Below are 14,918 nucleotides of genomic sequence, written 5' to 3' on the forward strand. Positions count from 1 at the left end.
ACGCGCCGGAAGCCTTTTTCTTTTTTGTCGCAGACGTTCCTTACTGGGCCACTACCCGATTCCGCCCTCCGTGCTTGGCCGCGTACAGCGCTTCGTCCGCGCGTTTGAAAATTTGCCGCGTCCCTTCGCCGGGCTCGGCCGCCGTCACTCCGAAGCTTCCCGTAACCCGCCCCGCTTTGCCGAAGTCCGTCCGTTCCATGTCGGCGCGAATCCGCTCCGCCAATGCTTCGGCCTCTTCCAAGCCCGTATGGCGCAGCAGGAGCAGAAACTCTTCGCCGCCCCAGCGTCCGGCCGTGCCGTTCTCCCCCTCGTGCAGCCGCAGGATCTTGGCCGCCCGCTGCAGGACGGCGTCTCCGCATAAATGGCCGCACTCGTCGTTGATCCGCTTGAAGCGGTCGATATCCAGCAAAATGATCGCAAGCTTCCCGCCGTTTTCCTTGATCGCGTCATTCAGCAGTTCATCCATTTTCCTCCGATTGTACAGTCCCGTCAGGCTGTCGGTCTGCATCATCTCCTGAAGCTCGCGGTTGACGCTTTCCCATTCTTCGACCACGGCTCCGACAAATCGGGCAAGCCGGCTCGTCATTTCCATCTGCTTCGTGTCCCGCTGGCCGATCCGTTCTTCGATCCGCGGCAGCGCGGCTTCCTTCTTCCCGCCTTCCCGCATGCCGACGGCGATCATCGTCGCATTGTGAAGCTGCAGCCCTTCCCCTTGGCCGTGAAACTCGCCGTAAGTGTAGATACCGGAAGCCGGAGCGAATTTTTGGAATGCCCTGGTCTCAAGATTAACGGCATCCTGCAAATAAATTTGACGACAGTAGCAGGAGTACAGAAGGATGCCTTGAGGCTGAAAAGCGCCTATTTTTTCTTGAATATCGTAAGCGTCGATGACGATGTGCTTGGGGTTTCCGTATCCCAAGCGGATCTGTTCGCCCACGCGAACGTCGGCCGCCAGGCGCAGGCTGCCGTTCTCTCCCCGGGAGATCGGAACCCTAGCCAGCATGCTGCCGCCTCTCTGAAGCATTAAGGGGAATTCCAGCATGTTCTCGAAAAAGCTCTCGTCGTTCGGAATGCTCAAGTATTTCTCGTACACTTCGGCTGCCGGAATTCCGTCCAACGTCGTAATCAAAGTCGGCTCTTCGATTCCCGTTACGGTCATCCCGCGGCTCAGCGGCTCCCAACCCAGGTAAGGATGGATCTCGATCTCCAAATCGGGCCCGCGGAACGCAACGGCCGCCACGCCATTTTCGTACACCCGGCCGCAGGCAAAAATCCAGGCTTCTCCGTTGTTGACATAAGAACCGGCGCCCGCGCCGAACACCGGAATTCCGTCCAGCGCTTCCCGCATGCCGACCAGCAGGCCGGCTCCGTCCATGCGCTGAGTCGTCGCATACAGCAGGATTCCTTTGACGCCGCCCACTTCGCGATCCTCGAGAATTTCGGCCGCCAAGCGGCGTCCGGTCTCTTCCTCTTCGCCCGCCCGGCACGGAAAAGCAACCGGGATCAGCTCCGTCGTTTCAAAAAAGGAAAATACCGCGATCGTGCGCCCCAGTACCACTTCGCCTTCATAAATTTCCCCGGAAGTCGTAATGCCGGTCACGACCGCCTGCGGAAAAAGGCTGTGTATCCGTTCCGCAAGAGGAACCGCGACTTTCGGATCCAGCGAGGAAGCGAAAAATTGCACCAGAACGGAGCGGCTGCAAGACGCGCGGGTCTGCAGTTCGTCATTTTCAAGGCAAGCATGGGCTTCCGTCAGTGAGCCCAGATTAAAAGAAAGTTGAATCATAATGACGACATCCTCCTAAAAGCAGCCGACCGTCTATTCTGTACGGCTTGCTGTATAAAGAAAATATCGGCATTCCAGCGGTTGATTATTACCGGAACCCTCATGAAAAATGCGGGACTTCCGGCAGACTGCCGAAAATCCCGCATGCGAAAAACTTTGGGCGGACGATTTTTATGACAAACAGCTCCGCCTCCGGCGCGGCCCCTCATTCAATGAGGCGCGCATCCGTACTGTTGAAAAAGTCCGCACATATATTCCAGCGCTTCCAGCTCATCCTGCCCTCGGGCGCTCAGCCGCACCGTGCTTCCGCCGTGTATGGGAAGCAGCATCATGCCGAGCAGGCTTTTGACGTCCACGATCCGCTGGTTATCTTCGTCTCCGAAGGTTAACTTGATGTCCGAAGCGAATTGGGAAGCCTGCGAAGAAATCCGAAGCAGTTCGTCGCGATTAAGATCGCTCTCGATTTTGAACTCATGTACTCTCATAGGTGGTCTCCTTCTTTCCGTAATGGACTGATAACGCTTCCATTTTGAAGTCGAAACCGCTGTTTCGCATAATGCGATGCCGTTTCTCCTTGTCTATATATCGGCTTCCCCGGCCGAAAAGTTAGCGAGACGGCTGATAAGAAGACGGGATGCTACCGGCTGCCCGCGAACCGTCAACTGCCGTTTTTGACTTTCATTTTCTAAGTTTCCGCCTCCCCCGGTGCGCCTGCAGGAAACGCAGGCACGAATTTATTGAATGTTTATCCACTTTATCCCTGCTTGAAACGAAGAAAAAGCCGAGCCGCCAAAGGCGGGGCGGCTACGGCTCTTCCACCTCCGCGGCATCGTCGGAAATCTCCAAATAACCTAACGAAATTCGGGATTCCCAGGTCGTGATGCCGCCTTTTTCGTCCCGGAATTCGAGACGGACCGTTCCCGACTCTCCCGTCTGCTCTTCGGCATAACGATACCCGAGCCGCTGGCCGCTGCGATCGACGAAAAAACCGTCGGTTCCCGCTTCTCCGGCTATGACCGCATCGTGATACGTGGTCTTCACGCGCTCCGGCTCGGCTGCCGCGTCTTCCGTTTCCTCCGTTCCTTCCGGCGCTTCGGATCCCGCCTGACCTTCGTCCGAGAGTTCAGCGCTCTCCTGCGGCGTTCCGTTCTCCACCGCTTCGGCAGGTTCGGGTTCCCAGGACATCCCCGATAGCGAATAACCGCTCGGCAGCTTCTGCAGATCGAATTCGACGGTACGCTCCGGGTCGTCGCGGCTGAGGACGATTTGGATTTCGTCTCCGTCTTCCGGACTTTCCGGTTCAGCTTCGCCGGAGGGACCGCCGCTTCCGTCTTCTGTTCGGTCTCCCGATTCCGGCTCCGCCCCGCCGTTCTCCGCAGTGCCTTGCGGAACGTCTTCCCGCACGTTCTCGTCCGTCTCCCCGTTTTGCGCCGAATCCGTATTCTGCTGCACTTTCTGCTCTTCTTCCCGGGGAACGGCATTCGCCATCTCGTCCTCCTGCGGTCCGAAGCGAAGGCAGCCGCCGAGCAGCGCGACGGACGCCAAAGCCGCGGCGGACGCCCATCGCTTGCCCCGCAGCCCGTCTCCGCCTTTCGGCTTCGACCGTCTTTTGCTTTTGAAATCGTTTATCGGTTCTTTCATCTCGATCCCTTCTCCCCGCTCTTTCGTTATCTTCCGGACGCTTTCAATTGTTTGTTTACCACGCCGCCGATGATTCGAAGCCCTTCCTCGATCCGCTCTTCGGGCACGCGCGAGAAGCCGATCCGCATCGTATGCCGACCTCCGCCGTCCGTGAAGAAAATGTCGCCGGGCGTAAACACGACCCCCCGGGCGCGGCATTCTTCCAGCACGGAACGCGCATCCAGCGACTCGTCCAACTCGACGAAGACGTGCAGCCCGCCTTCGCCGCTCATGCTTTTCATCGGAATATGCTCCCGGCACCCCCGGATCGCCAGTTCGTATTTGCGTTTGTATTCGGTTCTGGCCCGTTTCAAATAGCGCTCGAAATTGCCGTTGTGCAAATATTGAAACAGCAGAGCCTGATCGAGCGTCGACGTGTGAATCGTCCGTGCGCGCTTCAGGCTCTCCAAGTAACCGATCAGCCCGCCGTCCGCGACGATCCATCCTACGCGGATGCCCGGGAACAGAATTTTGGAGAAGCTGCCGATGTACGCAACGGAGTTGCCCGTTCCCGCGCAGGCGATCAGCGGAGCCGCGTGAGCCCCGGAATACCGAAGCTCTTCGTTGAAGCCGTCTTCCACGACCGGCACTTCGTGTTCGCCCAGCAGGCGCAGCAGCTCCATTCTTTTTTCCGGCGACGTCACGATTCCGGTCGGGTTATGGTAAGAAGGCGTCAGATAAGCCAGATCGAATCCGCCTTCTCCCAAGACGCGCCGCAGTTCCTCCATGTCCATGCCGTCCTGTTCCATCCGAACGCCGACCGGTTCGAAGCCGTGCAGTTTCATGATTTTGATCGCCGTCTGGTGGGTCGGGTTTTCGCACAGAATCCGGCCGGTCCGCCGGCCGATCGCCGTCAGGACGAGATCGAATCCTTCCGTGAATCCGTTGGTGATCAGAATGTCCTTCCCCTTCGCCTCGACGCCTTTGCCGCGCATATAGCTCATCAGATACTGCATAAGAGGACGATAACCCTGGGCATAGCCGTAGTTGAGAAGCACATCCCCTTCAAGCGCCATCCGATCCAGGAAAGCCCGCTTGACGCCGCCCATGTCGAACAGCTTCTCGTCGGGAGCGATGCTGGTAAAGGCGATCATGCCTTTTTCCCACTTGATTCCGTGCTTCATCAAATCCATCTCTTCCGACAAAAGAGCCCGGCGGCCGAGACGTTCTTTCCAATCGATCATGCCCGGCGGCTCTTCGAGGTGCGCCACGGCCCGGGATACGAAATTGCCGCGTCCTTTGACCGCTTCGATCCAGCCCGTCCGCTCCAGCGCCTCGTAGGCGCTGATGACGGTGGTCCGGCTGACGCCGAGCAGTCCGGCTAATTCGCGCGTCGACGGCAGTTTGTGATGCAGAGGCATCACGCCCTGCATAATCAGCGTTTCGATATAAACTTTCAACTGTATATAGGCGGGGCTTTCGCCTTCCGTTCTGAAATCGTTAAACATTCGCTCAACTCCTTACCCTTTATCATTCCACATTCCGCGCGCAAAGAAAAGAACCGCAAAGCGGAGCGTTTGCGGTTCTTGTGGATGGCAGGCGCAGCGGCGGGAATGCGCCGCCGGTCCGAGCGAGTTTTTCAGGAAGGGAATAAGAGCGTGAACGTCACGCCCCCGTCCCTGTTTTCGACCCGATAGGCGCAGCCGTGGAGCTCCAGAATCCGTTTGACGATGGCGAGTCCCAGTCCGGTTCCGCCGCTCTTGCGGTTTCTCGAAGCTTCCACACGGACGAAGCGTTCCCAGATCCGCTTCTGATACTCTTCGGGAATGGCTTCTCCCTTGTTGTGGACGACATACGAACAATCCTCGGCTCCTCCGCGAACGGAAATTTCGATGACGCTGCCTTCTTTGGCGTGGCGGATCGCGTTGGTCATCAAATTCAGCACCACCTGCTCCATCCTGCCTGCGTCGGCCATGACCGGACGTTCTTCGAAGCAGTCGATGCTTGCGGTTACCTTTTTCTCTTCCATCTGATACACCAGATTGTCCAGCACGTCTTCCGTCAGCTCGCTGAGCAGCACGGGCGATTTGTACAGCTTGACGGCCGGCGACTCCAGATGAAGCAGATCGAGCATATCTTGAACGAGCCGCTCCATTTTCTCGCTCTGCTCCAGGATAACGCCGATGTAATGATCCTGCCGCCCCGTGCTGATACCGTCCCGCATGCCTTCGGCGAATCCACGCACGACGCTGATCGGCGTTTTCAACTCATGGGAAGCATTGGCGAAAAAATCTTTTTGCAGCTGTTCCAATTCCTTATTCTGCTCGATCTCGCTTCTGAGGCGCTCGTTCGTGTCGTTCAATTCGTCCAGCGTACGTCCCAGTTTGCCCGACAGTTCGACCAGCGTATGCGACAGGCTGCCGAGTTCGTCTTTTCGCGGAATCGGTTCGCCCCAGGAAAAATCCAAATTTTTCATCTTTTCCGCTCTTTTGTTCAGCAGCAGAAGCGGCCGCGTCACCAGATGGGAATAAAATTTGGACAGCAGCAGAATCAATACGAGTCCTCCGGCTCCCAGGTAAGCGTAGAAGACGCGCAGCGCGCTGTTCGTTTCCTTGAGCTCCTGCATCGAAGTCACGAGAAACAGCAGTTTGATCTCGCCGTCGCCGCGGCGTACCGGCTGAATCATGATCAGACTGCGGCTTTCGCTCCACGGATCGACCCATTCCTGCTCGACGGGCTCCATGTTTTTCAACCGTTCCGTATGCTCCGCCGACAGCGGAAAAAATTCGTCCATGGCCAGATACAGCAGACCGGAACGCCGGCTGGCCTTGCTCGCGTCAGGCATGCTGATCCGTTTGATCGTGCCCGCGGCTTCTTGGATTTCCGATCCGTCGTCGGTCCCGTCTCCGGCCTCCCCGATGCTCGCCCCTTCCGCTTTTTGCAAATAATGCGGATAGAACACGTTTCTCTCCGTATCGTCGCCGTACACGCCCCGCATCGTCACCTGTTGACCGGGCGAGAGACGCAGCCGGCTGAATTCCGGCCGAAAAGCGTTGGCGAGATAATACAGCGAAACGTCGATCGTCCGGCCGTCCGAGCGCTCCACTTCCATCCGGTAAGGATCGGACGTCCGCAGATTCCCCCTGAAGTCCGTCAGCGCAAAGTTGGCCCCGTCCTTGTACAATCTGAGTATGGAAGGAGAGCTGTCCTCCCAAATCGCCTCGGGATCGCTGCGGTAAATCGATGCCAGCGCAGCCGCCTCCTGCTCCAGCTTCTTGAACTTCCGCTGCTCGTAAAAATTGGGAAAGACGATCAGCTGACCCGAAAGAACGATAAAGTAAAACAGAATGAAAAAGGCCGCGGTCGCCACAAAAAGCTTGGTCGTGATCCCGGCTTTTTTCATTGGATTTCCTCATACGTATAGCCGACGCCGAACACGGTCCGGATGCAGTCCGCAGCCTGTCCCATCTTGCCGCGCAGCTTCTTGATGTGCGTGTCGACGACCCGCACGTCGCCCTCGTATTCGCCGCCCCACACATGTCCGAGAATAGTATCCCGCGGCAGCACGATTCCCCGGTTGCGCAGCAGAAGCTGCAGGATGTCGTATTCCTTGGGCGTCAGGTCATAGGATTCTCCGTCCCGTTCAAGACGGCGGGTGTGCGTATTCAGCAGGACGCCGCACCCCGCGGGCAGGCAGGGACTCGCAGACATTTGGCCGTCCACCCTTTTCATCAGCGCTTCAGCCTTGGAAACGAGCACTTTCGGACTGAACGGCTTGGTCACGTAATCGTCGGCGCCAAGCTCGTAACCTTCGATCTGCCGCTCGTCGCCGGAAACGGCCGTTAAAATGATAAGCGGGACGTCCGAACGCTTGCGGATCTCGCGGCAGAGTTCCCAACCGTCCATCTCGGGCATCATCAGATCGAGAATGATCAGGTCGGGAATTTCGGTCTCGAACGCATACAAGCCTTCCCTGCCGTCTTCCGCCTGGCAAACCGCCCAATCCCGGGCAGCAAAATAATCCGAGATGAGCTCCCGGATTCGGTGTTCGTCTTCCACAATCAGCACTTTTTTGGTCAATGCGCCGCCCTTCCTTCCTTAGTTTTTAGCATCACTCGACAAATCCGGAGGGACCAGCTCGGCGAAACGTTCTCCTACCCGAAGATACATTTCTTCTTGCAGCTTCCCGATCCATTCGATTTTTCCTTTTTCAAACAGGCAAACGACCGTCGATCCGAAAGAAAAGTATCCGACCTCTTCGCCCTTCTCCCAAAACGGACGAGGATTGCTTCGGATTACGGAGTTGACGTTCAAGGCTCCGACCGCAATCATGAGCATCGACATGCTCTGCCGACGGATTTCGAATACGACTCTATGATTGAACGAAAGCAATCGGCCTCCGTATTTCCAACCCGCTTTGTTGACCGGCAGCGAGCGGCGGCCGAGCTCGGCCGTCTGCTCCCCTTCCCCGGCAAGCGGACTGTGGAAGCGATGATACTGGGACGGACTCAAGTACAGAATAATGAATTTCCCCCCGGCGTATGCCGTATCTTCCGCTTTCATCGAGGTCAATTCCTCGAACGTGTACGCTTTCCCTTTCACGAGGAAGCGGCAGTCTTCCCCGATATCCCCGTAGCACTGCACGAAGCCGTCCACCGGGCTGACAACCGCCGAATCTTCCCCGTCGATCGGACGCCGCAGCGGATCGATGTCCCGAATAAAAAAGTCGGTCAGCGAGCGAAAGTCGGATAAAGGCCTCGTCAGTTCTTCCTCGGTTATTCCGTACATTTTCATGAATGAAGGAATCCCCTTCCGGCTGAGCGCCGAGTCGCAAAGACGTTTGAGGCCGAAGCTGAAAAACCGGTTCCCCAGCATGAGCATGGATGTGCGGTATATTTTTCCTTTTATGCGTTCAATGGCTGGCATGTCCCAAAACCCTTCCTATCATAATAAAGATCGTGCACCAAAGCAAAGCGCCGATCGAAGCGAACAATGTATACTTTCGCAGAGACATTCGGCCGATTCCGCACAGATAGCAGGTCACGTGCCGAAAGCCCGGAATGAAGTACCCGAACATAATGGATACAGGCCCGTATTTGCTCATCCATCCTTCCACTCTGGCGATGCGCGACGGCTTGAGGCCGATCCATTTTCCGTAGCGATTCAGCAGAGGCCGTCCGGCCTGCCGGCCGATGGCATAGCTGATCATCATGCCGCTCAAGGCGCCCGCGAAGCTGAAAAGCAGCGCATAAGGCAGTTTCATCGTTCCGATCGAAGTCAAGTAGCCGACCGATGTCATCAACACTTCGTCCGGCACGGGCAGTCCCACGATCCCGAGCGTCAGCAGCGTGTACACGGCCATGTACCCGTAATCCGACAGAAAATTCAAAGCCGCATCCATCAGCAGTCCTCTACGACTTCCGGCTTGATTTTCTTAAGGCTCGGAAAGGAAAGACGGCTGACCATAAGCATGCTGGTCAGACACACGCCGACCGCCAGTACGGGCGGATTCGCCGTAACGGTCAGCAGAATCAGAATAACCGCCGCCATCGGTGTCGGCATGCCGACGAAACCGCACATATGGCTCTGTCCCGCATTGAAACGGGCCAGCCTTAAGGCGCTGCACGCTACGTAAACGAGACAGCATACCGCCCCCAACACGGACATATGCTGCAGCGCGGACGCATACACCAGCATGGCAGGCGCCACCCCGAATGTCACCAGATCGGCAAGCGAGTCGAGTTCTTTGCCCAGCGCCGATTCCGCATTCAGCTTCCTCGCGCAAAATCCGTCGAAAAAATCACAGACCAGACCGAGCAGGATCAGCAGCACCGCGGTCGTCTTCTGGTCTTGAAAAATCAACAGTATGGCCGCGAACCCCAGCAGCAGGTTGCCCAGCGTCAGCATGGACGGAAACATTTTTTTCACGATGATCACTCCACATTCGTTCAGCATGACCGAACCTTGCTGTAGGCGCAAACGGATCAGTCTGTATCCAGTGTAGACGGAACTTGTGTTTTTCCTGTGTTTTTCGCTTCATGGTATAATCGATTCCGAAATTTATCCTATTCGAAGGCGGAGGGTCATCATGAAATTGGAGCGGCTGATCGCCATGATTTATAAGCTGTTGAATCACGAGGTGCTGTCTGCCGCCAAGCTGGAGGCTCGTTGGCTGTGGTCCATCCTGCTGGGCTTCGGCAGCGGCGCCCTCCGATTCTACGAAAACGACGAACGGTAACGCCTTTTGCAAACAATCGCAAACCTTTCGGAAGACTGACAGACTGCTGTCAGCCTTCTTTGTTTATGCTGATTTCGAAAGCTCACTATTACTTTACCGAAAAGAGGTCGTTATTCATGAATCATCCGGCACAAATGTTCCTTTACAACGCCCGGGCCGCGCAAACGCCGCTGAACCGGATCGGCGAACTGCCGTCTTCGGTCCGGACTCGGGAAGTCGGCACTTCCTTCCCTACGATCGCCGAGGCATTCAGTCCTATGTATGCGGTGGAAATGACCTGGTATTGGGGCCCGGCGTGAACGAGAAAAGAGCGGACGGAGCTATGGACGAGACGGAGAACAGAAATCCTGTGCGGGCGGAAATCACGACGAGGCAGGAGCTGCGGCGCTGGCTGGAGAAGTATGCCGCTTCTGCAAAATGCGCTTGGGTCCTCGTCGGCATGAAGCCCTCTCCCGGAAAACTGCTGTACCTGGACGCCGTCGAAGAATGTCTGTGCTTCGGTTGGATCGACGGGGTCAAAAAGACGCTGCCGGAAGGCGGAGTCGCGCAGCGGATTTCCCCCAGGGCGCGAGGGAGTTCGTGGACCGAATTGAACAAACAGCGCGCGCTGCGGTTGGAACGGATGGGTCTGATGCGGGAAGAAGGGCGGCGTGTCTATCCGCCTTCCGGCCTCGATTCCTTCGCGATCGACGAAGAGATCGAACGGCGTCTTCGGGAAGATCCGCAGGTTTACGCCAACTTCTCCGCTTTTCCCGAACTGTACCGCCGAATCCGTCTCGACACGATTCAGGGCTGCCGCAGACAGCCGGAATTGTTCGAACGCAGGCTGAACAAGCTGATCGCCCATACGCGGGAGAACCGGATGTACGGGCGTTGGGACGATGACGGTCGGCTGTCGGATCGTTGAAGCGTGCACTTGCCCCGACTACCTGCACGATACGCACGGATTGCAGCGCTGCCGGTACGCGCCCGCATTTTGAAGCAGCCCGTATTTCAGCAGATCGCGGATTCCCGATTCGTCGACCGGCTTGAGCAGATAATCCCTCGCTCCGAGGTTAATGGCTTTTTGGATATCGTAAAAACTTTCGAACTCCGAGATCACGATCCAGCATAGGCCGGAAAAGAAAGATTTATGGGCTTCGGCGAAAGACAGACCGTTCATATGACGCATGTTGACCTCGGAAAACACGACGGACATGGACACCGATCGCATCAATCGCAAAGCTTCTTCGGGCGACGACACTTCAAAAATCGTACACGCCGAATCGAAACGTCCAAGCGCTGTTCGGACAGACGTTTTCACGTAAGAATCGTCCGCGATGATCAAGGCATTCATCTCTCTCACACTCCTATTAAAAGCAAACTGAACTTTCATTATCGAAATTGTATAATAGAGAGGATGTTTTCGCTCTCAAAATCGGGTAGTATACTATCAATATCGTATAAAGTTTGGAGAGAGAGTCCCATGTACAAGCCGCTTGAGATCTTTTCGGACCTGTCCGAGAAATTGAAATACAATCTGCCGGATTTCCCCCTGTGCGTCTATAAGGGATCGCTGCGTTATTACGATTCGAACGCTTTCGCTTATCATTGGCATGCGGATCTGGAGTTCGTGCTGGTGCTCGAAGGCGCGATGGACTATTTCGTGAACGGCCGGACGATCCGGATCAAGGACGGCAGCGCCGTGTTCGTCAACAGCAAACGCCTCCATCGGGGGATATCCGCTCCCGGCGGGAACTGTTCGTACATCGTGGTGACCGTCCATCCGGCGCTGCTCGGCGAGAGCACCTTTGCGGGCAAAGCTTATCTGGATCAAAAGTTCGGCCTGAACGCGGAAGATTTTTTGCTGCTCTCTCCGCAGGTTCCCGGGCATCCGCAAATTTTGCGCCTGCTGGAGGAGCTGCACGACCGGATGCAAAACGCACCGGGCAATCTCCTGCATCTGCTGACCCGGGCGGTCGAACTCTGCGCCTGCACGGCCGACCACGTCCGGGAAAAGCCGGCCGAAGCCGCGGATGCCCATCAATTGGCGCTCATCCACGACATGACGGACCATATCCACCGGCATTACGGAACCAAGATGACGATCGACGATATCGCGGCGGCCGGTTCCGTATGCAGAAGCCGATGCTGCGAGCTGTTCAAAAAGCATATGCATCTGACGCCGAACAACTATCTGATCCAGTACCGTATCCGCAAAAGCCGCGAAATGCTCAAAGAAACGAACCGGCCGGTATCCGAAATCGCGATGGACTGCGGCTTCCAGACCGCAAGCTATTTCTCGCACGTCTTTCGCAAACAGCTCGGCCAGACGCCGCAAGAGTTTCGCGCCGCGTCGGTCGTTTCCGCCTCTTGACGCCAAAAAGGATGAAGCCGGCTAACGGCTTCATCCTTTTTTCGCTCCGGCCAACAAGCCCGCGTCTGCGTCACAAAGCTTTGTCGTCCACGCCGTTCAGCCATTCCTCGATCGTGCCGATGACGGAAGCGACGCAGCCGTCTTCGAACGGGGAGATCAGGCCGGCTTCTTTGACCAGTCCGACGAAAGACTGCGTGCCGCCGAGGCTGCACAGATGGATGTAATCTTTCCACGCGTCTTCGAAGTTCTCTCTCGACCGCTTCCAGAACTGGAACGCGCAGATCTGCGCCAGCGTGTAGTCGATGTAATAGAACGGCGTGCTGAAGATATGGCCCTGTTTCTGCCAGAAGCCGCCGCGCTCCAGATAGTCGTTGCCTTCGTAGTTCAGGTGGGGCAGGTATTTCTTCTCGATCTCTCTCCAGGCCGTCTTGCGCTCGTCCGGCGTCGCGTCCGGATTGGCGTATACGAAATGCTGGAATTCGTCGACCGACACCCCGTAAGGAATGAACAGCAGGCTCGAGGCCAGATGGTCGAAGCGGTATTTATCCGTGTCTTCCTTGAAGAACTTCTCCATCCACGGCCATGTGAAGAACTCCATGCTCATGGAATGGATCTCGGCGGACTCGTACGTCGGCCACAGGTATTCCGGCACTTCGTGAATCCGGCTGGAGTACACCTGGAAGGCGTGTCCCGCTTCGTGCGTCAGGACGTCGATATCGCCCGACGTTCCGTTGAAGTTCGAGAAGATGAACGGCGCTTTGTAATCCGCCAGGTACGTGCAGTAGCCGCCGCCCGCTTTGCCTTTTTTGCTGACGAGGTCCATCAGGTCGTTCTTCAGCATGAACTGGAAGAACTCGTCCGTTTCCGGCGCCAGCTCCTTGTACATCTCTTCGCCGTTCTTCACGATCCAATCCGGGTCGCCCTTCGGCGTCGCGTTGCCGGTCTTGAAGCTGAAGCCGTTATCGTAATACCGCAGCGTGTCGACGCCGATCCGCTCTTCCTGGCGCTTGCGCAGGCGGGTCGCCGCAGGCACGATTTCTTCCAGCACCTGCTTGCGGAAGTTCGCGACCATCTCGGCGTCGTAGTCGGTCCGCATCATGCGGTCGTAGCCCATTTCGACGAAACTCGGATACCCGAGTTTTTTCGCCATCCGCGTCCGGACTTTGACGAGCTCGTCGTAGATGCGGTCGAGTTCCGGCTCGTTTTCGTTGAGGAAGCCGAATCTCGCTTCCGAAGCTTTTTTGCGCATATCGCGGTCGGTCGACAGCTCGAACGGCAGCAGCTGCGGCAGCGTGCGCTCTTCGCCTTCGAACGGAATTTTCGCGGACGCGATCAGCTGGTCGTATTCCGTCGACAGCTTGTTCTCCAGCTGGAGGTCTTCGATGATTTCCGGGCTGAAGGTACGGATGGCGCTTTCGGCCAGCTTGAACAGCTGGCTTCCCCACTTGCCTTCCAGCTCCCCGCGGAACTTCGACGTCGTCAGGGCGCGATAGTAATCCGATATGTACTCCTGCACGACAGGGCCCACTTCGTCCATGAACTCCTGCTCGCTCTTGTAAAACTCGTCGGTCGTGTCGATGGAATGCCGGACGCTGACGAGCTGATGCTGCGTATCGAAGCTGTTGCGCAGCGCGTTGACCTCGTGCACGACGGACTCCTGCTCCGCGGCGCTCTGCGCGGCTTCGAACTTGGCGATCAATTCGTTGAAGTTAATCTTCAACTGGTCAATATTAGGGCGTACGTATTCGAACTGCTGGAAAGTCGTCAATGCATTTCCTCCTCTGATGGTGCAGACTATTTTAACCAGTATAACGAGTTTGATAAATAATCACCAGATGAAATGCGAAAATTTCATTTTTTGCGGCAGGTAAGTTAACATAACGAAAGCGCGTACGGTAAAAATCGGCAGCTGAAACGAGCTTTTATGTATCGGCTGGCCGGCGGTAGGGCCGCCCGAGTGCCGCGTTTACTTTTTGCGGCATACGCAGATCATCGAATAGGCGCCGGGATGAAGCGGCGTGCGATCCCAGTCGGCATATAAACCTTCGATCCCGAAGCCGGCACGTTCCAATAAACGGCGCAGTTCCTGCGGGTAGGTATAACGAAGATCGATCCGGGTGCGTTCTTCCGAACCGTCTGCTCGGCGGCGGATCGTCGTATAATGCTGAATCTGCGTTACGGCATCGTAGCGGGCGATCGTGTACAGCTTCGTTTCCGTCCCGTCCCCTTCCGCCGCGGCGCGCCAATATTGTTCGCTCTCGGGCTGCATCAATTCTTCGGCTCCGGGAAAACGGGTGTCGAACAAAAAGACGCCGCCGCTTCGCAGATTCCGCGAGACGGCCGACAGCAGCGCGTCCTGGTCTTCGTTGCGCAAAAAATGCTGGAAGCCGTTGCCCGTCATGTAGGCGAATCCCGCGGGCGAAGGCAGCCGCAGATCCGCGATATCTCCGGCGATCCATTCGACTTCCGCGTTTTTGTCCGCCGCTTTGCGGCGCGCCAGCTCAAGCATGCCTTCATGCAGATCGATCCCCGTCACCGTGTATCCGGCTTCCGCCAGCGGAATCGCCGTGCGGCCGGTCCCGCAGCCGATTTCGAGGATCGTTCGGCCTTCCGCCCCCTCCGCGTATTGCGTCAGCAGCGGCAGTTCGGGTTTCCATTGTTCGTTTTCCAGATCGTAGCGCACGGGATTATCGTACTCTTCGTCATTGCCGTGTTCATTCGAAACATGGGGTTCATTCGTCAAGTCGGGTTCGCTCCTTGTTTATCGGATCTCGAAAAATCGAGCAGCCGGCTTCGATCGAAGTATCGCGAATACGCGAAACAATGCGCGGCTTCGCCGCGTTCGCCGGAATGCCGAAAGCCCCGCTTCCGGGAAGCGGGGCTTTCGGACGTTGTTTTCGATTTTAGCGGCAGGAAGA

16 protein-coding genes are annotated in these 14,918 nt (G+C 56.7%); 4 read left to right on the forward strand and 12 right to left on the reverse strand.

All coding sequences use genetic code 11. From position 1 onward, the window contains the following. Nucleotides 1-40 precede the first annotated feature (40 nt). The 9 genes from GYN08_RS21040 to pssA all read right to left on the reverse strand — a co-directional run bounded on the left by GYN08_RS21040 (nucleotide 41) and on the right by pssA (nucleotide 9,325). Nucleotides 41-1,786 carry a sensor domain-containing diguanylate cyclase gene (locus GYN08_RS21040; protein WP_166278811.1) on the reverse strand — a complete coding sequence of 582 codons (1,746 nt, stop codon included), beginning with the start codon at nucleotides 1,784-1,786 and terminating at the stop codon, nucleotides 41-43. Nucleotides 1,787-1,995: 209 nt separating this feature from the next. Continuing rightward, nucleotides 1,996-2,271 carry an HPr family phosphocarrier protein gene (locus GYN08_RS21045; protein WP_166278814.1) on the reverse strand — a complete coding sequence of 92 codons (276 nt, stop codon included), beginning with the start codon at nucleotides 2,269-2,271 and terminating at the stop codon, nucleotides 1,996-1,998. 319 nt (nucleotides 2,272-2,590) lie between these two features. After that, the gene (locus tag GYN08_RS21050) at nucleotides 2,591-3,427 is read right to left on the reverse strand and encodes a prolipoprotein diacylglyceryl transferase (RefSeq protein WP_166278817.1); all 837 of its coding nucleotides are present in this window, start codon (nucleotides 3,425-3,427) and stop codon (nucleotides 2,591-2,593) included. A 26-nt stretch (nucleotides 3,428-3,453) separates the two neighbouring features. Then, nucleotides 3,454-4,914 carry an aminotransferase-like domain-containing protein gene (locus GYN08_RS21055; protein ID WP_166278820.1) on the reverse strand — a complete coding sequence of 487 codons (1,461 nt, stop codon included), beginning with the start codon at nucleotides 4,912-4,914 and terminating at the stop codon, nucleotides 3,454-3,456. Between the two features lie 131 nt (nucleotides 4,915-5,045). Beyond that, the gene (locus GYN08_RS21060; protein WP_166278823.1) at nucleotides 5,046-6,809 is read right to left on the reverse strand and encodes a sensor histidine kinase; all 1,764 of its coding nucleotides are present in this window, start codon (nucleotides 6,807-6,809) and stop codon (nucleotides 5,046-5,048) included. Beyond that, nucleotides 6,806-7,486: a response regulator transcription factor gene (locus GYN08_RS21065; protein WP_166278826.1), complete on the reverse strand. Its 681-nt coding sequence runs from the start codon at nucleotides 7,484-7,486 to the stop codon at nucleotides 6,806-6,808. The genes GYN08_RS21060 and GYN08_RS21065 overlap by 4 nt, the downstream gene beginning before the upstream one ends. Before the next feature lie 18 nt (nucleotides 7,487-7,504). Next, complete coding sequence (gene asd / locus GYN08_RS21070; RefSeq protein WP_166278829.1) at nucleotides 7,505-8,200, reverse strand: archaetidylserine decarboxylase; 696 nt, start codon at nucleotides 8,198-8,200, stop codon at nucleotides 7,505-7,507. Nucleotides 8,201-8,318: 118 nt separating this feature from the next. Beyond that, nucleotides 8,319-8,807: a DedA family protein gene (locus tag GYN08_RS21075; protein WP_166278832.1), complete on the reverse strand. Its 489-nt coding sequence runs from the start codon at nucleotides 8,805-8,807 to the stop codon at nucleotides 8,319-8,321. Then, nucleotides 8,807-9,325 carry a CDP-diacylglycerol--serine O-phosphatidyltransferase gene (gene pssA / locus GYN08_RS21080; protein ID WP_235946425.1) on the reverse strand — a complete coding sequence of 173 codons (519 nt, stop codon included), beginning with the start codon at nucleotides 9,323-9,325 and terminating at the stop codon, nucleotides 8,807-8,809. Before pssA ends, GYN08_RS21075 begins: the two co-directional genes overlap by 1 nt. A gap of 169 nt (nucleotides 9,326-9,494) precedes the next feature. Here pssA and GYN08_RS21085 point away from each other — a divergent pair, with 169 nt between their 5' ends. From GYN08_RS21085 to GYN08_RS21095, 3 genes are all read left to right on the forward strand, one after another. Further along, nucleotides 9,495-9,644 carry a hypothetical protein gene (locus tag GYN08_RS21085; protein WP_166278426.1) on the forward strand — a complete coding sequence of 50 codons (150 nt, stop codon included), beginning with the start codon at nucleotides 9,495-9,497 and terminating at the stop codon, nucleotides 9,642-9,644. A 116-nt stretch (nucleotides 9,645-9,760) separates the two neighbouring features. Continuing rightward, the gene (locus tag GYN08_RS21090; protein WP_166278835.1) at nucleotides 9,761-9,943 is read left to right on the forward strand and encodes a hypothetical protein; all 183 of its coding nucleotides are present in this window, start codon (nucleotides 9,761-9,763) and stop codon (nucleotides 9,941-9,943) included. Between the two features lie 23 nt (nucleotides 9,944-9,966). Then, complete coding sequence (locus GYN08_RS21095) at nucleotides 9,967-10,551, forward strand: YdeI/OmpD-associated family protein (RefSeq protein ID WP_166278901.1); 585 nt, start codon at nucleotides 9,967-9,969, stop codon at nucleotides 10,549-10,551. Nucleotides 10,552-10,569: 18 nt separating this feature from the next. On the opposite strand, the gene GYN08_RS21100 is transcribed toward GYN08_RS21095, so the two are convergent. After that, complete coding sequence (locus GYN08_RS21100) at nucleotides 10,570-10,980, reverse strand: response regulator transcription factor (RefSeq protein WP_166278838.1); 411 nt, start codon at nucleotides 10,978-10,980, stop codon at nucleotides 10,570-10,572. Nucleotides 10,981-11,109: 129 nt separating this feature from the next. Between GYN08_RS21100 and GYN08_RS21105 the strand changes: the two genes are divergently transcribed. Next, entirely contained in the window at nucleotides 11,110-12,000 is an 891-nt protein-coding gene (locus GYN08_RS21105) for a helix-turn-helix transcriptional regulator (RefSeq protein ID WP_166278841.1), read from the forward strand. 70 nt (nucleotides 12,001-12,070) lie between these two features. Here the strand turns inward: GYN08_RS21105 and GYN08_RS21110 are convergent, their stop codons facing one another. Then, a complete protein-coding gene (locus tag GYN08_RS21110; RefSeq protein WP_166278844.1) occupies nucleotides 12,071-13,768 on the reverse strand; it encodes a M3 family oligoendopeptidase in 1,698 nt (565 codons plus the stop codon). 198 nt (nucleotides 13,769-13,966) lie between these two features. Then, the gene (locus tag GYN08_RS21115) at nucleotides 13,967-14,743 is read right to left on the reverse strand and encodes a class I SAM-dependent DNA methyltransferase (RefSeq protein ID WP_166278847.1); all 777 of its coding nucleotides are present in this window, start codon (nucleotides 14,741-14,743) and stop codon (nucleotides 13,967-13,969) included. Between the last annotated feature and the right edge of the window lie 175 nt (nucleotides 14,744-14,918).

The organism is Saccharibacillus alkalitolerans (genome assembly GCF_011090185.1).
GTDB lineage: Bacteria > Bacillota > Bacilli > Paenibacillales > Paenibacillaceae > Saccharibacillus > Saccharibacillus alkalitolerans.

Excerpts from the sequence above, each read along its gene's own strand:
- GYN08_RS21040 (WP_166278811.1), bottom strand. The coding sequence starts at position 1,786 with ATGATTCAACTTTCTTTTAATCTGGGCTCACTGACGGAAGCCCATGCT.
- GYN08_RS21045 (WP_166278814.1), bottom strand. The coding sequence starts at position 2,271 with ATGAGAGTACATGAGTTCAAAATCGAGAGCGATCTTAATCGCGACGAA.
- GYN08_RS21050 (WP_166278817.1), bottom strand. The coding sequence starts at position 3,427 with ATGAAAGAACCGATAAACGATTTCAAAAGCAAAAGACGGTCGAAGCCG.
- GYN08_RS21055 (WP_166278820.1), bottom strand. The coding sequence starts at position 4,914 with ATGTTTAACGATTTCAGAACGGAAGGCGAAAGCCCCGCCTATATACAG.
- GYN08_RS21060 (WP_166278823.1), bottom strand. The coding sequence starts at position 6,809 with ATGAAAAAAGCCGGGATCACGACCAAGCTTTTTGTGGCGACCGCGGCC.
- asd (WP_166278829.1), bottom strand. The coding sequence starts at position 8,200 with ATGAAAATGTACGGAATAACCGAGGAAGAACTGACGAGGCCTTTATCC.
- GYN08_RS21075 (WP_166278832.1), bottom strand. The coding sequence starts at position 8,807 with ATGGATGCGGCTTTGAATTTTCTGTCGGATTACGGGTACATGGCCGTG.
- pssA (WP_235946425.1), bottom strand. The coding sequence starts at position 9,325 with ATGTTTCCGTCCATGCTGACGCTGGGCAACCTGCTGCTGGGGTTCGCG.
- GYN08_RS21085 (WP_166278426.1), top strand. The coding sequence starts at position 9,495 with ATGAAATTGGAGCGGCTGATCGCCATGATTTATAAGCTGTTGAATCAC.
- GYN08_RS21090 (WP_166278835.1), top strand. The coding sequence starts at position 9,761 with ATGAATCATCCGGCACAAATGTTCCTTTACAACGCCCGGGCCGCGCAA.
- GYN08_RS21095 (WP_166278901.1), top strand. The coding sequence starts at position 9,967 with ATGGACGAGACGGAGAACAGAAATCCTGTGCGGGCGGAAATCACGACG.
- GYN08_RS21100 (WP_166278838.1), bottom strand. The coding sequence starts at position 10,980 with ATGAATGCCTTGATCATCGCGGACGATTCTTACGTGAAAACGTCTGTC.
- GYN08_RS21105 (WP_166278841.1), top strand. The coding sequence starts at position 11,110 with ATGTACAAGCCGCTTGAGATCTTTTCGGACCTGTCCGAGAAATTGAAA.